We start from the raw sequence: 19133 nt of genomic DNA, 5'->3' as shown, positions 1-19133 counted from the left end.
AGTGTTCAACGGGGAAGACCGAATCTCCCGATTTCTCCCAACACGACTTACCTCGCAATCGCCCAACGTCTTCAATGCTCATTCAGCTTTCACAAGTGCAAAAACTGCGTCCACTAATTGCTCAATATCAACTGGCTTCGGTAAGTGGAGTTGATACCCTGCGGCAAAAGCTTGCCGTTGATCCTCCTCGGTGACAGAAACCGTTAGCGCGATCGCAATTAGCCCCTGAAATGCCTCTACTGCTCGAACCCGTTGCAAAAATCGATACCCATCTTCATCCGGCATTGAGATATCGCTAATCAGCACATTAGGCTGAAACTCATTCAAAAGATCAAATGCTGCCTGAGCAGAAGTTGCAGTCATCACAATCATCCCTTCCTGCTCCAAAGCAAGGCTCAGAAAAGAGAGACTATCCTCTTGATCGTCAACCAGAAGAACGCGGATCGCTGATGCTTCAGATAGCAAAGTCACTGACGGCTGATCGAGCAGTGGGAATCGTACTGTAAAAGTTGCACCTTGGTTGATTCCTAAACTCTCAGCCGAGATCGTTCCCTGGTGCAATTCGACTAAATGATGCACGATTGCGAGTCCTAATCCCAATCCTTGCCGTGATTTTGAAGTAGTCAAGCGACCTTGCTGGAATTGCTCAAACATATACGGCAAGAACTCCGGTTCAATGCCCTGCCCGTTGTCTCTGACTTGAATTCGCGCTTCGGAACCGATCTGATCTAGAAAAATATCAACGCGCCCCCCCTTCGGTGTGAACTTGATTGCATTCGTGAGCAAGTTCCAAACAATCTGCTGTAAACGATTCGAGTCGCCTGAAATGAAAATAGAGTCGTGGTGAATGACTGAATTGAGTTGAATTTCTTTTGCTTCAGCAGAGAGACGCACAACGTCGATCGACGTTGTAATCACCATCGCCAAATTCACCGGATTATGATCGAGGGTCAAATTGCCACGAACCATTCGAGAAATATCCAGCAAATCTTCAATTAAACGAGATTGAGACTGTGCATTCCGTTCAATCACTTGTAGCGCTTGAGTTACTGCATCCTCATCCAGCGATCGAGTTTGTAGCAATCTTGCCCAGCCTAAGACTGAATTCAGCGGTGCGCGAAGTTCATGAGAAACGATCGCGAGAAAATTATCCTTTGATTGATTCGCTTCTTCTGCTGCTTCCCGCGCTTGACGTGCTTCGATTAACAGTATTTCTCGCTCTTGTTCTAGGCGTTTACGATCGCTAATGTCCGTTGAGACTCCACAAATTCCATAAACGACACCCTCTGAGTCTTTCAGAACTGTTTTTACAGAGAGGAACGTGTGCCATTCTCCCTCTATTAAAACAGATTCCTCAACTTCGATTGATCCGCCTGATTCAAGTAATGCTTGATCATTCGCGGTAATTGCGATCGCTTCTTCAGGCGACAACAGTTCTGCATTTGTTTTGTTTAGCAATTGTTCACGGGGTAATCCGAACACTGCTTCAAACTGGCGATTGATTAGAATATGGCGAAACTGGAGATCTTTGACATAAATCACAGCAGGAGAGTTATCTAGAACCGCTTGCAGTTTGGTGTTACTTTCACGGAGCAGGGCTTCTGCGCGTTTCTGCTCTGTGATGTCTCGTCCGACAGACTGTAATTCGACTAGCTGATGATTCTCGTCAAAGATGGCGCGATCCGTCCACTGCTGCCATCCAACTGTACCATCCGGTCTGATGACCGTATGTTCCTGCACAATGACTGGATTCTCAGAGGTCATCTGGCTAATTCGTGCAATTTGTGCCTGAACAACTGCTCGATCGGGTTCTCCAATTAGTTCTAAAAAATTCTTCCCAATCAGTGCTTCTGCGCTCATACCAAAATAGCGACAGTAAGCTTGATTGACGAAAGTAAGCGTACAGTCGGGTAAAAATCGGCAGATTAGCTCAGTTTGATCTTCCACTACAGCCCGATAACGAGCTTCACTTTGCTTTAATTGCTGTCTAAGCTGTGCATTTTCGATCGAACTTCGGAGCGCGATTCTAATTTCTTCAGTTGTTACCTGATCTTTGACCAAATAATCCTCTGCACCTAATTTGAAAGCGCGAGTTGCGGTTGTAGCGTCATTGTAAGTGCTAATTACAACAACGGGAGGACAAGCTTCCCCAAGCTGCTGTTTAAGACGAGTCAGAAAATCGAGATCATTGGGACTTGAAGGCTTGAGATCCAGTAGAATGCCATCGGGTTGCTCAACAGAACAAATGGCTAACCCGTCATCAATTGAATCAGCAGTAAGAACACGATCGACAATTGCTGGATCTGCCAGCAAGCATTTTTGATACCGATCGATATCATTTCCATCTACCACTAAAACAGTACGGTGTAAGACCATAGCGCTTTCACTTCAGTCCACGATTGCAGAATTAGTCAGATCTCACTTTACTCGAAACTTTAACGAATGACTAGAAAGACAACCGCCATTTAGCTTATGTACGAACCTGACTCGACAAAATTGCTGGAACCTGATAAGGATAAGCAATAATAGTTAGATTGGGCGAGTAGAAGAGCAATCCGCTTCCTACTCGCCCGATCTAGCTTCTACCCTAAGTAGGAAGATAAACAGGTTGGTGTCGTTTTCGTTTCTAGTTCCCGAATCTTCCACAAATCCGCTGGTGAATCAGCTTGTTGAAGAGGCTGATCATGAGCCTGCTGACTCGGTAACTTTGGTTGCGGCTCCAATACGCCCGTTGTCCGTGGGCGTAGAGAAGGTGAGAACGAAGGGGTTTGATCCGGTTTCGCGATCGTAGGTGTGAGATGGAGAATTCCCTTACAGATCAAATCGTTCAGGCAAGCTTGATTGCTAGGAGTTGCATAAGCTGACCATTTTGGCTGAAACTGCCGGATGTCATTTAACAACGAGTACAGCATTTCATTGATCGGGTAAGTCGTGTAGTAGGGGTTATCCGGAGAGAACAATTCAATTTGAGTTACACCTGTACAGAGATCGGTTTCAAAGCGGAAGTGCAGATCGCTTGACAAGGTTAGATGGTCTTGAAGCGTGTAACTCAGATTGAGTCGATCGCGTTGTTGGAAGTACTGCCGAACATTCTGATAGATTGGGCGAGTTGGATTATGAATCGTTCGGGTATAGTAAGACCCAATGCTTTGAGGTAGCGCTCTCTGAATTAGAATGTAGCCGAAGTTTACAGCAGTCAATCTAGCATGATGAAAGTTATACAGCCATTGGTCAAGCTCAGACTTATACTCCGCGTAGGATTGATTGAATGCCGCGTGACAGTGTGGAACTGAGAACAGAATGTCATTACGATCGGCAGTGCTTAACACTAATTGATGAGCAGCGCCCCCGCGCCACCATTGTTTGAGCTTGCTTTCATAGGCTGGTAAATTCACCAGATCAGTGACAATGAACAATCGACCTTGCTGGACAAGATAGTCTGCGCTCTTTTCAATGATCTCGGATAGGATATCTTCGCCTGTATCACCACCGTCTCGAAACCACATCTCACGACTGGGACTGGGCACAAAGGGAGGATTTGCTAGAATCGTATCGAAGTGACCTTTAACAGGTTGATAAAGACTTCCTAACCGAAATTCAATGTTGCGAATGTGATTGACTTGAGCATTAAATCGGGCGTAGCGGATCGCGCGTGGATTAATATCAACACTCGTGACTGATTTTGCATATCGACTCGCAACTAAACCTTGAACTCCGCCCCCACAGCATAGATCCAGAACGCGATCGACACACTCACGCGGCGCAGTATGAACTAAGCCCATACTATCTAATCCAACATACATGACTGGATCTTCATCAATCTGATCTTCAGGTAAGATCAGATATCGATGGTCGGTTGCAATATATAAACCATCAACGTCGAATAGATCAATCCGTGATGCCCAAGCCGTATCCCGTTGAATCAGAACTCCAAGATCGCAAAGCGTTGAAAATAGCTCTGCTCCAAAAATCTGCTTGAGGCAGAATTCAGAAATTGCCCCACGGAGCAGAAACAAACGAATCACGTCTCCAAGCTGATTGTGAGGTAAACAGTAGCGATCATAGTAGTGTAGATGAGTCGGTTCAATGTGCTGCTGTGAAGGCACGTTGAGAAGCTGACAAATTGTTTTTGCAGTGTAATCAAGCTGTTTTAAGCGATCGCGCAATGTGCCTAGAATTTGCCACAGAGTGAATGTCTCATCCGCGAAAGGAGCAAGCGTTTGAGTGCAATCTATCTCTAAGTCTTGATCTTGCGGTAAAGACTGAAAATAACAATGCTGAGGCTTCAGTCCGTAGTATTCAAGTTGCTGTTCTGCCCAACTAACACGATCGCTAAATTCACGAGTTGTAAGCTGCGATTCGATCCGGATTTGGTCTAGCGATTCGGTTGATGACTTCAAGACCGTGAGTAAAAGCTTAACCTCTTCAAAACTGTAGGTGCGTGGGGAGTTTTGACGAGTGAGATCTGCGATCGTAGATTGTCCTAATGGATCGAGAATTAATACGATCGTTTCTGAAAGCTTTGTATGCGGTGTTTCGGAAAATGGAGCTTTAGGAAAAAGAAGGCTTGTCTCCTTGAATCGTCCTCCTTGAGTAGAAAGCTTTTGCAATTCTTCGATCGACCAAGGGCAATTACTTACATCGCCGAAGAACAAAGCGCGATCGAGCGATGCCATCATCTCATACATCTCTGGAATCGGATGGGGTAAGCCGCAAGGTAACGGACTGTCTCCAACTTGGTCAAGATGAGCTTTGTAGCTAAGAACGGGTACGTTGCGCTTCGTAATCCAGAAGTTCTTAATAGCTAGAAGGTCGATGTCTGTTTTTAAGAAAGTTGAGATCGCATCGAATGGCGTTTCGACGATTGGTTGCCCTGCTACATTAAAACTTGTGTTTAGTAGCACTGGAACGCTCTCCCGCTCTGCAACAAGCTGATGGCACAGACGGTAGAGAAAAGGATTCTCAATCTCAGTGACTGTCTGTACTCTACCCGTTCCATCAACATGAGTTACGGCGGGAATTTGATCATGGAACTCTGGCTTGATGTCAGAAATCAACAGCATAAAAGGTGCAGCAACAGGTTGCTCAAATACCTCTGAAACTGCTTCTAAAGGAATGACAGGTGCAAAGGGACGAAATGCTTCACGGAACTTGACTCGCGCATTCACAATATCTTTCATGCGGCGGAAGGATGGATCAGCCAAAATCGATCGATGTCCTAATGCGCGAGGTCCGTATTCTGATCCTCCTTCAAACCGAGCAATAATACTCCCAGATGCTAATGCTTTTGCACTCCGATTCACCATCTCTTCTGAAGACAACTGCTCAATTTCGATGGCAGCACTAAAGTGTCTTAACGCCTGCATCACTTCGTCATTTCTGTAAGTTCGTCCCAAAGTTGCTTTCTTAAGGGGAACTCGTGTTTGACCACATTCGATCGTAGAGTAAGCCCACAATCCGCATCCGGCTGCAATTCCACTATCACCAGCGGCTGGAAAGATGAAAATGTCTTCTAGTTCAAGTTTCTGCAACAATTGATAGTTTGCAACCGAATTGAGTCCGACTCCTCCAGCAATACAAAGTTTTCGCAGACCAGTTTGTTTGACTGCTAATCCAACGATGTGTAGAAGTGCTTGTTCTAGTTCCTGCTGGACTTTGTAAGCGAGATCAACCAAATAAGGACGAAGATAAGCTTTGCCTTTACCGTCGTCGTAGTATTTTTCCAGCGCTGCAACTTCCAGAAAGATATCGTAAGCAGAAATTTTTAGACTGAAAGAATCTTCGATCGTATGTACCCATCGCTGAAGATTGGGCTGTGCCTGACCAAATGGAGCAAGCCCCATCAGCTTTCCTGCTTCTGCATGAGTCAGAGATTCACTCACAACACTGGTGAAGCCAGCTTTGCGAGTGATGTATTCATAGAGAAATCCCAATGTCGATAGTCCAGCAAGATGGGCAACAACAGTTTCACTGTGAAGCGTCGAAAGCGAGTGCTTTCGACCTTTATAGAGTGTGTACGATTCAGTTCGGTGATCAGGTGTAGTCGTTCCAGTGGCATCAACGACAAGAACTAAAGCTTGATCAAAGCCTGAAGGGAAATAAGCAGAATAAGCATGAGCAAGGTGGTGACTCGGAATCGTTTGAACTTTCCCTGCGATTTCAGCAGGTAAAGCTCGACGCAAAATCTCCGGAGCATAATCGCGTCCCGGCATATTGCCTGTAATTGTTGCCAAATCAGACATCTCGATCCCGCAAGTTTCTAGACAATAACGAATCGCTTCAGCAGGAAGCTGTATATGAGTAGGATCGCCCGGAGACTGCTGTAAATAGCCCAGACTGTACTTCTGGCGATCGAGGCGTTCTTGCTCGATCGCGACAACAATTTCTCCATCTTTGACGATCGCAACTGAGCGCTCATGTCCAAGATTAATTCCCATGTGATACCGGGTCATCGTTCTGCTCCTAAAAAAATAAGATTGAGGTGAAATGTCAACGTGCGACGGAATGTTTTCGGCAAGTGAAAGAGTGCAATCTATCGCATGGCTAGATTTCAGCTTTGATGTCCGAATTCAAGCTGAATTACTCGATGGTTGAGTTGAAATCTTTTAGCGAATCGCTTCTCGCTGCTAGGTTAGCTTTTTGAGCAATTCGTGAGAGGTAATCACGTCTGCATAGGTAGTGAAAATGTTGTCACAGTAAAATTGATGCTCAAATGAGGTACGGGCAGCTATGCAGTCTGACAAAATCGTGACACGGTAGCCTTGTTCTTGAGCATAGCGTCCGGTTGAATCAACACAAATCGATGCGATCGCACCTGTTAGCACAAGATTTTTAATGCCTTGACGCTGGCAGACTTGATGCAGTTGAGTATCGATAAAAGCGTTAAACCCTCGTCTTCCAGGAACTTCTAAAATTCGATCACGAAAGGGTTGTAACTGATCAATCATCGCTGAGCCAGAGCTTCTTTGTTGAAAAGCTCTCACTTCTTTGATTTTTTTGAGAATTCCGATCGGCTCAACTAGCTCCTCATAGTCTTCCGTAAAGAAAATAGGAGCAGCAATCATCAAAACAGATAGTGCTTCAAGCTGAAGAAGGTTAACAATGTTCGCGATAACTTCAGCAGTTTGATCCGGGTCTTCTATCATGTCGCGTAGGGTTCCAGTGGAGGCAAAATAATCATTCTGGAAGCCAATGAGCAAGAGGGCTGTATCTTGAGAGTTCATGGTCATCGTCTAGATCGGAGCAGCGAGCGACTGAACGGATTTGACATGTCAATTGGAGCTATCTAACTTCGGTCGAACTTGCTTCAGGAAGTCTCAAATTTTTCGCAGTAACTTATTGAGCGTCTAATAAGACTACGAAAGAATCAAAAACAAAGATACCGTTTTGTGACAGCATTAAAATTGAAACTCGCAAAACTTAACGATAATTTCAAGTCAAGCAGTGGACTAGCTCTGTACAACTCATTACCTCTGCATACAGCGGAAAAATGTTTTCACAGTAGAAATTTTGCTCAAATGAGGTACGGGCAGAAGTGCAATCTGAAAGCACCGTGACACGGTAGCCGCGCTCATGAGCATAACGCCCTGTGGAATCAATACAAATTGAAGTCACGGCTCCTGCTAAAACGATGTTCGTGATGCCTCGTTTCTTGAATAGGTAATCAAGATTAGTCTTATCAAAAGCATTAAAGCCTTGCTTACCAGGAATTTCGAGAATGTTTTCAGCAAATGGCTGAAGTTCTTGGCTCATTTCTGCGCCAAATGTTCCAGACTGAAACGCTTTAACATCTCGAATCGTTTTTAGAATTCCGACTGGCTCCGTTAGTTCTTCATAGGTTGATGTGAAGAAAATTGGGGTCGCAACGCTCAGAACTGGACTGGATGCGATCGCGTTTAGCAGTGTTGCTGTATTGCACAAAACATTGTTGAGCCTTGCTGATTCTTCAATTACACAATGTAAAGCACCTTGCGGAGAGAAGTAATCATTTTGATAGCCAATCAGAAGTAATGCTGTTTGATCAGATTTCATACGCTGTCTAACAGTAGGGGGATGAGTGATGTCAGAAGACTCTGACTTTGGTGATTACTTGAGAAGAGGAATTGTCACTGTAATAGCTGTTCCCTGTCCGACATAGCTCTCTAGCTCAATTTGTCCGCCGTGAAGTTCGACGTACTCTTTTACGATCGAGAGTCCCAATCCACTGCCCGGAATCCTTTCTACATTACTCGCTCTGTAAAATGATTTGAACAATTTGGATTGGTCGTCGAGTGGAATACCAATTCCCTGGTCTTGAACTCGAAAGGCAATCTCTTCAGCACTGTAGGTACAAAGAAACTGAATTTGTCCACCGCGAGGCGAATATTTAATTGCATTCGAGATCAAGTTAGTCAGTATGGGACGCAGCAATTTCTTATCGAGGAAAGCTTCGACCTCTAGAGATGCTAATTCTTCGATCGAGAACCGTTCACCTCCAAGCTCCTCAAGCCAGAAATGAATTGAATAGCGATCATCTGCTTGAACTCTTGCAATTTGAAGCAGAGTCGCGCAAAACTCTATCAAGTTCGTTGCTTCAGGTTGACATTGGAGATTTGCAGTTTCAGCTTCACTTAATACGAGAACATCAGTGAGCAGTTCATTCATCTGTCTAACAGAATCACGAACGCGCTGAAGGCAAAGTTTCTGTTTATCGAGTTTCAGTAGTTCTCCATACTGTTCTGCCAGTTCTGCGGAAACGAGAACAATATTGAGCGGATTCCGAAACTCATGAGACACGATCGAGATAAATCTCGACTTCAGTTCGTTGAGTTCTTGTTGTTCTTTAAGAGCCTGACGAACTGCAACCTCAGCTTTATGCTTAGAGATCGCAATTTCGATCATCGTGGTCAGCTCTTGCCGATTGAAAGGTTTGAGAACATAACCAAAAGTGGACGTTGCTTTCGCACGTTCCAAGGTTTTTTCATCTGCATGAGCCGTTAGGTAGATAATTGGAATCTGGTACGCCTCATTGAGTTGAATTGCAGTCTCAATCCCGTCGATATCGCCTTCAAGCGTCACATCCATCAACACTAAATCAGGCTGAACTTGCGAGACTTGCTGGATAGCTTCATCCGAGCGAACTGCAATTCCAGTGATGTTATATCCTGCTTTGGTCAAGATCCGTTTGATGTCTAATGCGATGATGCTCTCATCTTCAACAATCAGAATATTTCCCGTAGTCATGAGTTTAAGCCTTCATTGCTCCAAGCCAGCAGAATGTTGAACAGCTAGAGATGACTGCACTAAAAATTGTCTTGTTTTTCAATCGAAATCTAACTGAGCGACTTGATTCGGATTGCAGAAAGACCGAAACGCCAATACGCATCTATTGAGCGATCGATGATTCAACGAAGCCATCAATTGAAGACTTAGGTAAGGATAGAGCCATTTCGCCGCCACAGCGAGGTAGCTATGGCAAACAAGTATACAGATGTTGAGTTCATTTTGCAAAAAAGATTTTCACCTCGACGCGAAGCGCGATCGACGCTTTGAACCTAGACCCAGTATTTATACAGAGTTCTTCACTTCAGCAAGTCCAGTTTTTTCAATAAGCGCAAGCTTTCAGGTGTCAGCACATCTCTCATTTCAGTCACTTGATTCACTAACGCAATCTCACGAGAGCATTCTTTTTTCAAAACCTCTAGATATCTTTCCTGCTGCTCATTGGAACCGCCTTCTAGCATCTTCAGCGCCATCTGAATATTAGTCAGGGGAGCGCGGAGTCCTTGTGATAGATTGTCAAGTAATTTCTCTTTGTGTTCTGAAAGCATATATAGTTCTCTCACTTGCTGCTGAAGATTCGAGATTTCTGAGGATTGTTCTACCGTCCGGTGCTGAATTCTGGCGCGTTTATCGAGTTGGGTTGTCACTGCACTCAGCAACTCAGCTCCCGTAAATGGTTTCGTTAAGTAATCATCTGCGCCTAGTTCCATCCCTTGACGCTGATCAGAGCGCAGAGATCGAGCCGTAAGAAAAATAAATGGAATCGTTGCAGTACTAGGCTCTTGACGCAAGGCATCTAAGACTTCATATCCATCTAAATCTGGCATCATAATGTCGCACAGAATCAGACTCGGCAGATATTTCTGGGCAGATCGAATGCCTTGCTGACCCGAAGCAGCCGTGATTGCGTCAAAGTTACCTAACGTCAGAACTTCCAGAATGACATCACGGGTCGTGGCTTCGTTGTCGATGATTAGAATTTTGTCCATTTGATTGAGTTCGCTCATAGTCCATAAGGAATAAAATCGCGATCGCGATTTTGTTCTGGTTAGTATTGTGCTATGTTTTCTGCTTTTTTGTGCGTCAATCTGTAGTGTTACTTAGAACTTTCGTTAAGAAAAAAGATTCGATAATCCGAAAGACCAACAAGCTGAATCTACTAATAACTCAGTAGTGCTACTAAGCATATACATAAAGCATCTCAGTATATATACATATTTTTAATAGAATAAGCGCTAAAAGCATCTTAGATCTTCCTAGAAAAACGCGACGTTATCAGGTTTTTAGTGCTTAAAGAGTACGCAGATTTATACTACTTAAACTCAAAAGAAATACACAACTTCTAATTCAGAATCACTCGTGAAACGTATGAATTTCTCAACAAAAAAGTTTAGAGAAAAGACTCATGTTTTTTCGGCGTAACAAAATTAAGGTAAATGCAAGGTAGATGCTGTGGAGGAAAAACGACAAATCAAATCTAATTTGACGAGACTAGGAAATGGAAAAGAAAACCTTGCGTTTGGAGATGCCACATAACTCCAAACGCACCGATTGAGATTTAGATGATTCTTAAATCGCTGCTGATTGCGCTCTGAACTCAAGAGACTGTTTGTGTTGCGAAGAAGATTTTTAGTCTGAATCAAAGCTCTCATCTCAAGCATTATTGCATCTCCCTCAATCCAAGAAATTAACCGCATACGCATCGAAACAGGAGGATGTTTCGCGAGTGAATAGACCAAAACGACTTAAAAGCTCTCTTTTGAGAAGCTTCTGGGTTGCCGCGATCGCGTTGAGTGGAAATTTTCAGCTCATTGCCCCCGTATTAGCCAATGGAACTGCCGCAGGAACATCAATTAGCAATACTGCTAACATCAACTACGAAGATCCAAGCAATCCCGGTGTTACGATCAACTCAACTTCAAACACGGTGACAGTCACCGTTGCAGAAATTTCAGGCTTAACAGTTACATCCCTTGCAACAACAGATATCAATGGTGGTACTGTTTTACCAAATGATGTCCTGAACTATGACTTTCTAATTACAAACGTCGGGAACGATCCAACCCGATTTGCGATTCCTGGTGTTGCAAGCCTAACTGGACCTGGAGCTGTTGGCACTTTGCAGATCAGTACAGATGGGGGACAGACTTATACTCCCATTTCAGCCGCAGGACTAACCACCTCCTCAATTCCAGCAGGTGGCTCGGTTCGGGTTCGAGTTCCTGTCACCGTTGATAGTCTCGCTCCATCTGGTGCATCGCTTTCTGTTGTCTTAGGAAACACTGGGGCAAATGATGGTAGCACGGCAACGCAAAATCAGCCTTATCCAACGGCTCCAAGCGGCAATGATCTCTACACCGTGGATAATCCGAATGGAACAGCAGGAGAATCAACTGGAACCCCCGCTAACGGTGAACGTGAAGCAAGCGCTTTTCAAAGTGTTTTAGTTGGCTCTCAGCCTCAAGCTTTTGCTGCAATTCTGAAAACGAATGGAGGCTATGACAGTAACGGCACTCCCTCTACTCTAAGTGATGACAAGCTCACTTACAACTTGAGCCTGAGAGTAGATTCTATTGCTCCTACCGGAAGTACTGGACTTACGCCTGCAAATTTGATTGGCACAACAATTCAAGTCAACGGAAGCGCAGTTTCTCGCATTTTGATGTCGGATGCCATTCCAGCGGGTACTCACTTAGCTGCAACTCCAATTGCACCATCAGGATGGACGATCGTTTATACGACTGATTCAGTTAGTGTTCCGGCAACGAGCGCAAACTGGTCAACAACTGCTCCTCCTTTGACTGCGGTAACACGAGTTGGTTTTATCCGAACAGGAACAGTAAATGCAGGAACAACCGTGACAGGTTTTTCGTTCCAAGTTATCACTGATGGAATTACCGGAACAACCACGATCGCAAACCTTGCTCAACTGTTTGGTCAAACTGAAGGAGGAACTCCTAGCTTAGTCTATGACGAATCTGGTGACTCAAATCCCAGTAACGTCAACGATAATGGCACTCCAGGTTTAAATACGCCCACAACTGGGGTCGCCAATCCCACCCTTGATGGACTTGATGGAACTAACGACAATACTGGAACTGGTCCGGGCGGTGAAGTCAACGTCTTTACGATCGCACCTCCGAACACTGTGTTAAATGGCGCAAATGGACAACCTGCCGCAGTCGGTCCAACTAACAACAACGATGATTTCTCTAATCGTTCTGTTCCAGTTGCTGCAAATCAGGTTCCAGGCTCAACGATTGATCCTACACCTCTAACGTTTACTAACACGCTTAGTAATCCGAGTACTGCGGCAATCAGTGACATTCTACTGGTTCCGACTGCACCCGCAATTCCGGGAGACTTACCCACAGGCACAACGGTTACACTTTCCTTTAACGGAAATACTGCCGTTTACACCTACAACGGAGCAAACTTTGTTTTCTCTTCGGGAAGTGCAATTCAGATTCCAAGCCTTACACCTGGGGTGACAGTGAACTATACTGCCACGATCGATTTACCTGCAAACACGCCGCTGTCAACGGACACTGGAAAAGGCTACCCAGTTCCGATTCGCGCATTCATTGACAGTGACAATAGCGGAACCTTCAACACTGGAGAATCTTTCAACGATACGATCGATAGAATCTACACCGGATTCTTGAAATTGGTGAAAGAAGTCAGAGTGCTAGATGCTCAAGGTAATCAACTCGTTCCATTCGGAACAGGCACGATCGCAGGTGTGAACATCGCGCAAGGGAACATTCTGGAATACAGAATTACCTATACCAACATTTCGACAGCCCCAGTTGGTGCGGGCAATCTGATTCTGAATGCAGTCAATACTACGATCGTAGAAGATGGAACCGCGCTTCCCAATAACTGGGCAATTGATCAAGATGGTAACGGTGCGATCGACACCAGCAATGTGATTGGCTCTGCAAGTGCATCCGCAGGAACAATCGGCTTCTTTAGTGGTAATCCTGCTAATACATCTGCTCCAGATCAAACTGGAACAACTGCAACGGCAGATATTACCAAGTACATCAACTCGATCACGGCTCCCATTCCGCCACAGGGCACTGGAACTTTCTTTTTCCGCCGACGGATTAACTAACCTCAAGACATTTAGAGATGATGAAGCGATTCTCAATTGTTGGCATCAGCGCGATCGCGTTCATTGCCATTTCAGTTCAACCTCCTGTAATCGCAGCTTTTCAGCAAGCTCAATCTGCGATCACCAGCAAAATCAAGCAGCCTAAACTGCAAGTTCAGCTTACCGCAGAACGCCAAGTCATTAAAGGAGCAGTCGCAACTTGGGAACCGCTCAAAGATGCGATTACCGTTCAACCTGGAGATACGATTCGCTATCAACTTAGCGGAGTCAATGAAAGCGATCGGGAAATCAGAAATCTGGTGTTCACACAGCCCATTCCTCAGAAAACGGTCTATGTTCTGAGATCGGCTGCGGTTGCAGAAAGTAACGATGTGAAGATCACCTACAGCATCGATCAAGGAAAACAGTTCGATGAAAAGCCGATGGTAAAAGTTAAGCAACCAGACGGCAAAGTCGAACTGCAACCTGCTCCTGCTGAAGCTTACACTCATGTTCGATGGAAATTCAATCGAGCGATCGCGCCTGGAAGCCCAATTCGCGCAACTTACGAAGTTAAAGTGCGGTAATTTATCGATTTGCCTTCTCCTACAGCAAATTCTCATCCTAAAAAAGTGTGAGAATTTGCTTTCTTCTCATTCTTGCACCGTTGAGACAGAGTTCTGAACAATGCTACTCTCTTACTTACGTCTGGTTCAGAGCTTGACTCGATTGCCAGGGCTAACGATTTCGCTATTGCTGCTTAGTTGCTGCAATTTAAGTGCGATGGCTCAATCAAAGCCCAGACCTGAGATTGTGAATCAAGCTATCTATACCTATCAAGGATCAGGTGACGATCGATTAATCTATGGTCAAACGCCCCTAACCGCTTATGTTCTCGATCGTTTAGTTGATCCTCTCGGTCGTGTAACCGGATGTGCAGGCGAAACACTGCCAGACTACCAAGGCTTTTCAGTTGGCTTATACGAGCCTGATCCCACTGATCCAACAGGTTCAGAGATGAAACGCCTTGTAAATTTAACCCCTACAGAACTTCCTGATATTCCAGGAAATGGGATTAGTAGAGGAATTTCGCCTAACATTGCGAATAGTAATCCGTTTTTTCTGACGAATAGCAATCGCGGTTACTATAGCTTTTTGCTTGATCCTTCCAAAGGGCAACTTGATGCAGGCAGAAGCTATCTTCTCGTCATCAATCCACCGCCGCGCACAGCATACAGTCAGCGCCGTCTAAAGCTAGTGATCAATGGCAGAATTGGTAATGAGATTAGCTACACTGCGACATCGTTAGATGGAAAACCAATTCGTTCAACTGATGGGCGAACATCGCTCACTCAGAGTATTACAATTCAGGATGCAGAGCGAATTGGTCTGGATTTAGCAGTGCTGAATTTTGCAGCGAACATCTGCCAAGCACAAGAAGTTCAAATCGTGAAAACGGGAGATCGGGCAGCAGCAGAACCAGGAGATACTGTAATTTATCGCTTGTCAATTAGGAACTTAGCGATCGCTCCTGTGAATAACATTATCATTCGGGATCAGCTACCTTTAGGAATGGAATTTCTTAGGAATTCAGTGCGGGCTGAACTTCAAGGGCAAGCTGTTCAGGTAGAGGCAACTGAAAATAGTTCTCTGATTACATTCCAATCAAATTCGTTAATTCAAAGAGATCAAGTCTTAAACATTGCCTACGCGGTTCGTCTAACGCCAGACGCAATTCGGGGAAGTGGGCAAAATTCAGCGATCGTCAATGGACAGCGAACTGATAACGGGCAGGCTGTGAAAGATGGTCCTGCAACTCATCGACTTCGGATTCAGCCCGGTATCTTGTCGGATTGCGGAACAATCATCGGACGGGTTTTTGAAGACAAAAACTTTGATGGTGAGCAGCAAGCGAATGAACCTGGAATTCCGAATGCGATCGTGTTAATGGATGATGGATCTCGTATCATCACTGATCCAAATGGATTGTTTTCTGTCGCGAACGTACTTTCTGGTTATCGCACGGCTGCTCTAGATTTAAGCAGTCTTCCCGGTTACACACTTGCTCCAAATCGGAAATTTAAAGAGCGTAATAGTCAATCTCGGTTAGTTCATCTTGAACCAGGTGGTTTAGTTCGGATGAACTTTGCAGTCACTCCTGCTTCTCGTCAACTTCGTTAATTATGACATCTTACAAAATACTCCTCACAGCATTAGGCTTAGGCTTGACGGAAGTGCTTACTGGAGCAACGACTGCAAGTTCTCAACTCACGCCAAGCATCTTGGATCTCGATCCATCTATTCGCATTCCAATTCTTGAAAATTCGGAGCCTATCTCGCTCCCAATGCCAAGCCCAGAGGGGGTTCAACCTGAATGGTCAAACAAGACACCAAAGCAATCTTTGGAGGTTCAGCCTAGCTCTTCTCCAACCGCTTCACAACAGACTTCAATTAAGATCCTAAGCCCAACCACAGATACAACATTAGATCTTCCTGCCGCAACAATCAAGATTCAATTTCCGGTAGGCAAAACGGTAAAGCTGCGCGTAAACGGGATCGAGATTGATTCAACTTTAATTGGACGAACTGAAATTGATTCTGAAAAGCAGCTTGTTACGCAGTACTGGTACGGAGTTTCACTCAAAGAAGGCAATAACCAAATTGATGCGATCGAGAGTTCCAGTAATGCTGCTTCAGTTCAAGTCAAGGTTCGAGGCGCGATCGCACAACTGAAAATCGAAACGATTGAAAGTCGAATCCCGGCAGATGGGCGCTCAGTTGCAACTTTACAAGGAACACTGCTTGATGCTCAAGGGAATCGATCGAATCGTGATGCTCTAGTTACTTTGATCAGTAGTGATGGTGACTGGATTGGAACAGATGCAGATCTGGATCAACCTGGGTTTCAGGTGCAAGCAAAGCAGGGAGCTTTCACTGGAAAATTACGATCGACGCTCAACGCGAAGACTATTAAAATTCAGGCAACGACCGCAAATTTAGAAGCTTATACTCAACTTGAATTCACCACTGCATTAAGACCTTCTCTTACAACAGGTGTTATTGATATCCGTTTGGGTGAGCGAGGCACAGATTTTTACCGCAGCTTGCGCGATTTCTTGCCGCCAGACGGTGATTATTCTACACAGCTTAGTATTCGTGGGGCGGTATTCTCCACTGGAAGAATCGGCGAGTGGTTATTCACTGGAGCGTTTAATAGCGATCGCGCTTTAAACCAAAACTGTGATAGTAATCCTTTGTTTCGTGAAGCTCAATTTTGTGAACAGACCTACCCAGTCTACGGAGATAGCTCTAAAGTTGATGTTCTCGCACCCTCGATCGATAGCGTGTTTCTAAGATTTGAGAAAACCGCTTCAGTCCGTAATGCAGGTGCAGATTACTTCATGTGGGGAGACTACAACACCGAAGAGTTTGCAACTCGATCGCAGCAATTCACAGCCACAACTCGCCAACTTCACGGCTTCAAAGCAAACTACAACATTGGTAATTTACAAATCACAGGACTTTATGGAGACAACGTTGAAGGATTTCAGCGAGATACGATCGCGCCTGATGGAACCAGTGGAAGCTACTTTCTTTCCCGCCGATTGCTAATTCCGGGAAGCGAAAACATTTTTATTGAGCTAGAAGAACTGAATCGCCCTGGGGCAGTCATCGAGCGAGTCAGCCTAAATCGAGGTACAGACTACGAAATCGATTATGATCGAGGTTCAATTCTCTTTCGCAAGCCTTTACTTCAAACAGATATCGACACTAGCGGACAGATTCTAGTTCGCCGAATTGTTGCAACCTATCAGTACGATAGTAAAGGCTCAAACAACAGTATTTATGCAGGGCGAGTACGCTATCATCTCTCTCGTGAACTTAATCGAGAAAGCTGGATCGGAGCAAGCTACTTTCAGGAAAATTTGGGCGATCGACAATTTGAGCTTTACGGAGCCGATGCACTTATTGCTCTGGGCAACAAATCTACTTTCATCGCAGAGTACGCCCGCTCAAATTACGATTCTGAGTTCATGGGCGCGATCACTGGCTCCGCTTACCGATTTGAAGCTCAAGGAGAAATTAAACCCGGCATTCAAGGACGAGCTTACTATCAATCGGCTGATTCAGGATTTGCGAACAGCGCAACGATCAGTTTCGTTCCAGGTCAAACTCGTTATGGAGCGCAGCTAATTGGAAAAGTTTCACCCTCCACAAACCTTCGAGTGCAGTACGATCACGAAGACAATAACGGAATAGCTCCTCAATCATTCAGCACGTTAGAAGAGCTATTAACGCCTCGTTCTGAAGCTGTTCCAGGGCGTAGAGTCGATAATAGCCTTACAACAATTCTAGCTGGAATTCAGCAACGATTCGGAGAAGCGAATCTTGAAATTGATTGGATTCATCGCGATCGTATCGATCGAATCGTGGATCAGTCGAATGGCAGTTCCGATCAACTTCGTTCTCGGTTCACTTTACCGATTGCAAAGAATCTAACTTTTCTTGCCTTGAACGAAACAACGCTATCAGCCCAATCCGATGCTGTTTACTCAGATCGATCGCTTTTAGGATTGAGTTGGAACTTATATCCAGGTTTAGATGTTCGCCTAGCTCAACAGTTCTTTACTCGCGGACAACTCTCCGGTCAATCGATTACCACAGTAGATGTTACCGGAGCCTACAAGCTTGGACGGGATACAACTCTAACCGGGCGATATTCAATCCTGGGAGGCGCAAATGAGGTGACAACGCAAGGAGCAATCGGACTGAACCATTTATGGCGAATCACTCCTGGATTGCGTCTCAGTGCGTCTTATGAACACCTCTTCGGAGATGCTTTTACCCAAACAAGCACGGGCTTACAATTCGCCCAACCCTACGCGCCAGGTCAAAGTGCTTCTGGGATAGGACTACAAGGCGGAGACAGCTATAGCATCGGAATCGAATATTCAGACAGCCCCACTTTTCAAGCCAGCGCCCGCTACGAACATCGCGCCTCTTCATCGGGTCAGAACACGGTCATTTCAGCCGCAGCAGCAGGAAAACTCTCGCCCTCATTGACTGCACTCGCCCGTTATCAGCAATCTAACATCGCCAATCAGTCGATCGCTGGGCTTGACGACACGAAAACGCTCCGTATTGGTCTTGCATATCGCGATCCGAACAATGATAAGTTCAATGCCCTTCTTCGCTATGAAGCTCGAAAAAATCCAGCCACAATTCCCGATACGTTGCTGCTCGGAAGCGGGACTGGTTCACAGGATCACCTTTTCGCCCTTGAAGGTATCTATGCACCGAATTGGCGATGGGAGTTTTACGGAAAGTATGCGATCCGAAATAGTCGATCGTTCTTGGCTTCAGATTTAGTTGGAACCAGTACGATTTCTCTTGCACAACTCCGAGCAACTTACAGATTGAATGATAGTTGGGACTTGACTGGAGAAGCTCGTTGGATTAGCCAACCTATTTCAGACTATCGTGAAACGGCATTTCTGATCGAGGCTGGCTACTATCTTAATCCTAATCTTCGTCTTTCTGCGGGTTATAGCTTTGGACGAGTTAGCGATCGAGATTTGAACGGCTCTCGATCAAATGGAGGGCTATATTTTGGCTTAACACTCAAAGTCAATGAGTTGTTTGACGGATTTGGATTACAGAAAGTACCCTCTGCAAGTTCTTCAGAAACGACCTCTTCTCACTCATCCCAGCAATCTCAAACCACTGTTATTAGCAATCCAACTAAGTAAGCTGACCTCGACTGTTTTCTAACCCC

General features: G+C 45.1%; 10 protein-coding genes. 4 read left to right on the top strand and 6 right to left on the bottom strand.

The features are described 5' to 3' along the window. Positions 1-78: 78 nt before the first annotated feature. The 6 genes from ACQ4M5_RS31495 to ACQ4M5_RS31470 form a co-directional block, all read right to left on the bottom strand. Positions 79-2376: a hybrid sensor histidine kinase/response regulator gene (locus tag ACQ4M5_RS31495; RefSeq protein ID WP_430679763.1), complete on the bottom strand. Its 2298-nt coding sequence runs from the start codon at positions 2374-2376 to the stop codon at positions 79-81. Between the two features lie 206 nt (positions 2377-2582). Continuing rightward, positions 2583-6452 (bottom strand): carbamoyltransferase C-terminal domain-containing protein, encoded by a 3870-nt coding sequence (locus ACQ4M5_RS31490; protein WP_430679762.1) that lies wholly within the window; start codon positions 6450-6452, stop codon positions 2583-2585. 174 nt (positions 6453-6626) lie between these two features. Continuing rightward, positions 6627-7229, bottom strand: a complete 603-nt coding sequence (locus ACQ4M5_RS31485; RefSeq protein WP_430679761.1) for a cysteine hydrolase family protein — start codon at positions 7227-7229, stop codon at positions 6627-6629. 202 nt (positions 7230-7431) lie between these two features. Further along, the gene (locus ACQ4M5_RS31480; protein ID WP_430679760.1) at positions 7432-8031 is read right to left on the bottom strand and encodes a cysteine hydrolase family protein; all 600 of its coding nucleotides are present in this window, start codon (positions 8029-8031) and stop codon (positions 7432-7434) included. 54 nt (positions 8032-8085) lie between these two features. Then, positions 8086-9222, bottom strand: coding sequence for a hybrid sensor histidine kinase/response regulator (locus tag ACQ4M5_RS31475; RefSeq protein ID WP_430679759.1), 1137 nt, complete (start codon positions 9220-9222; stop codon positions 8086-8088). A gap of 338 nt (positions 9223-9560) precedes the next feature. Beyond that, positions 9561-10268, bottom strand: a complete 708-nt coding sequence (locus tag ACQ4M5_RS31470) for a response regulator (protein WP_430679758.1) — start codon at positions 10266-10268, stop codon at positions 9561-9563. Between the two features lie 719 nt (positions 10269-10987). Here ACQ4M5_RS31470 and ACQ4M5_RS31465 point away from each other — a divergent pair. The 4 genes from ACQ4M5_RS31465 (at position 10988) to ACQ4M5_RS31450 (ending at position 19107) form a co-directional block, all read left to right on the top strand. After that, a complete protein-coding gene (locus tag ACQ4M5_RS31465; protein ID WP_430679757.1) occupies positions 10988-13378 on the top strand; it encodes a beta strand repeat-containing protein in 2391 nt (796 codons plus the stop codon). A gap of 17 nt (positions 13379-13395) precedes the next feature. Continuing rightward, the gene (locus ACQ4M5_RS31460) at positions 13396-13944 is read left to right on the top strand and encodes a hypothetical protein (protein ID WP_430679756.1); all 549 of its coding nucleotides are present in this window, start codon (positions 13396-13398) and stop codon (positions 13942-13944) included. Positions 13945-14044: 100 nt separating this feature from the next. Continuing rightward, positions 14045-15538, top strand: coding sequence for a hypothetical protein (locus tag ACQ4M5_RS31455; RefSeq protein ID WP_430679755.1), 1494 nt, complete (start codon positions 14045-14047; stop codon positions 15536-15538). Between the two features lie 2 nt (positions 15539-15540). Then, the gene (locus tag ACQ4M5_RS31450) at positions 15541-19107 is read left to right on the top strand and encodes a TonB-dependent receptor (protein WP_430679754.1); all 3567 of its coding nucleotides are present in this window, start codon (positions 15541-15543) and stop codon (positions 19105-19107) included. Positions 19108-19133: the final 26 nt, after the last annotated feature.

The organism is Leptolyngbya sp. AN10 (assembly GCF_050565645.1).
Classification (GTDB): Bacteria; Cyanobacteriota; Cyanobacteriia; order Leptolyngbyales; family Leptolyngbyaceae; genus Leptolyngbya.
This window is presented reverse-complemented; position numbering and strand designations above follow the sequence as displayed.

Coding starts and splice junctions, on each gene's coding strand:
- ACQ4M5_RS31495 (WP_430679763.1), bottom strand. CDS start 2,376: ATGGTCTTACACCGTACTGTTTTAGTGGTAGATGGAAATGATATCGAT.
- ACQ4M5_RS31490 (WP_430679762.1), bottom strand. CDS start 6,452: ATGACCCGGTATCACATGGGAATTAATCTTGGACATGAGCGCTCAGTT.
- ACQ4M5_RS31485 (WP_430679761.1), bottom strand. CDS start 7,229: ATGACCATGAACTCTCAAGATACAGCCCTCTTGCTCATTGGCTTCCAG.
- ACQ4M5_RS31480 (WP_430679760.1), bottom strand. CDS start 8,031: ATGAAATCTGATCAAACAGCATTACTTCTGATTGGCTATCAAAATGAT.
- ACQ4M5_RS31475 (WP_430679759.1), bottom strand. CDS start 9,222: ATGACTACGGGAAATATTCTGATTGTTGAAGATGAGAGCATCATCGCA.
- ACQ4M5_RS31470 (WP_430679758.1), bottom strand. CDS start 10,268: ATGAGCGAACTCAATCAAATGGACAAAATTCTAATCATCGACAACGAA.
- ACQ4M5_RS31460 (WP_430679756.1), top strand. CDS start 13,396: ATGATGAAGCGATTCTCAATTGTTGGCATCAGCGCGATCGCGTTCATT.
- ACQ4M5_RS31455 (WP_430679755.1), top strand. CDS start 14,045: ATGCTACTCTCTTACTTACGTCTGGTTCAGAGCTTGACTCGATTGCCA.
- ACQ4M5_RS31450 (WP_430679754.1), top strand. CDS start 15,541: ATGACATCTTACAAAATACTCCTCACAGCATTAGGCTTAGGCTTGACG.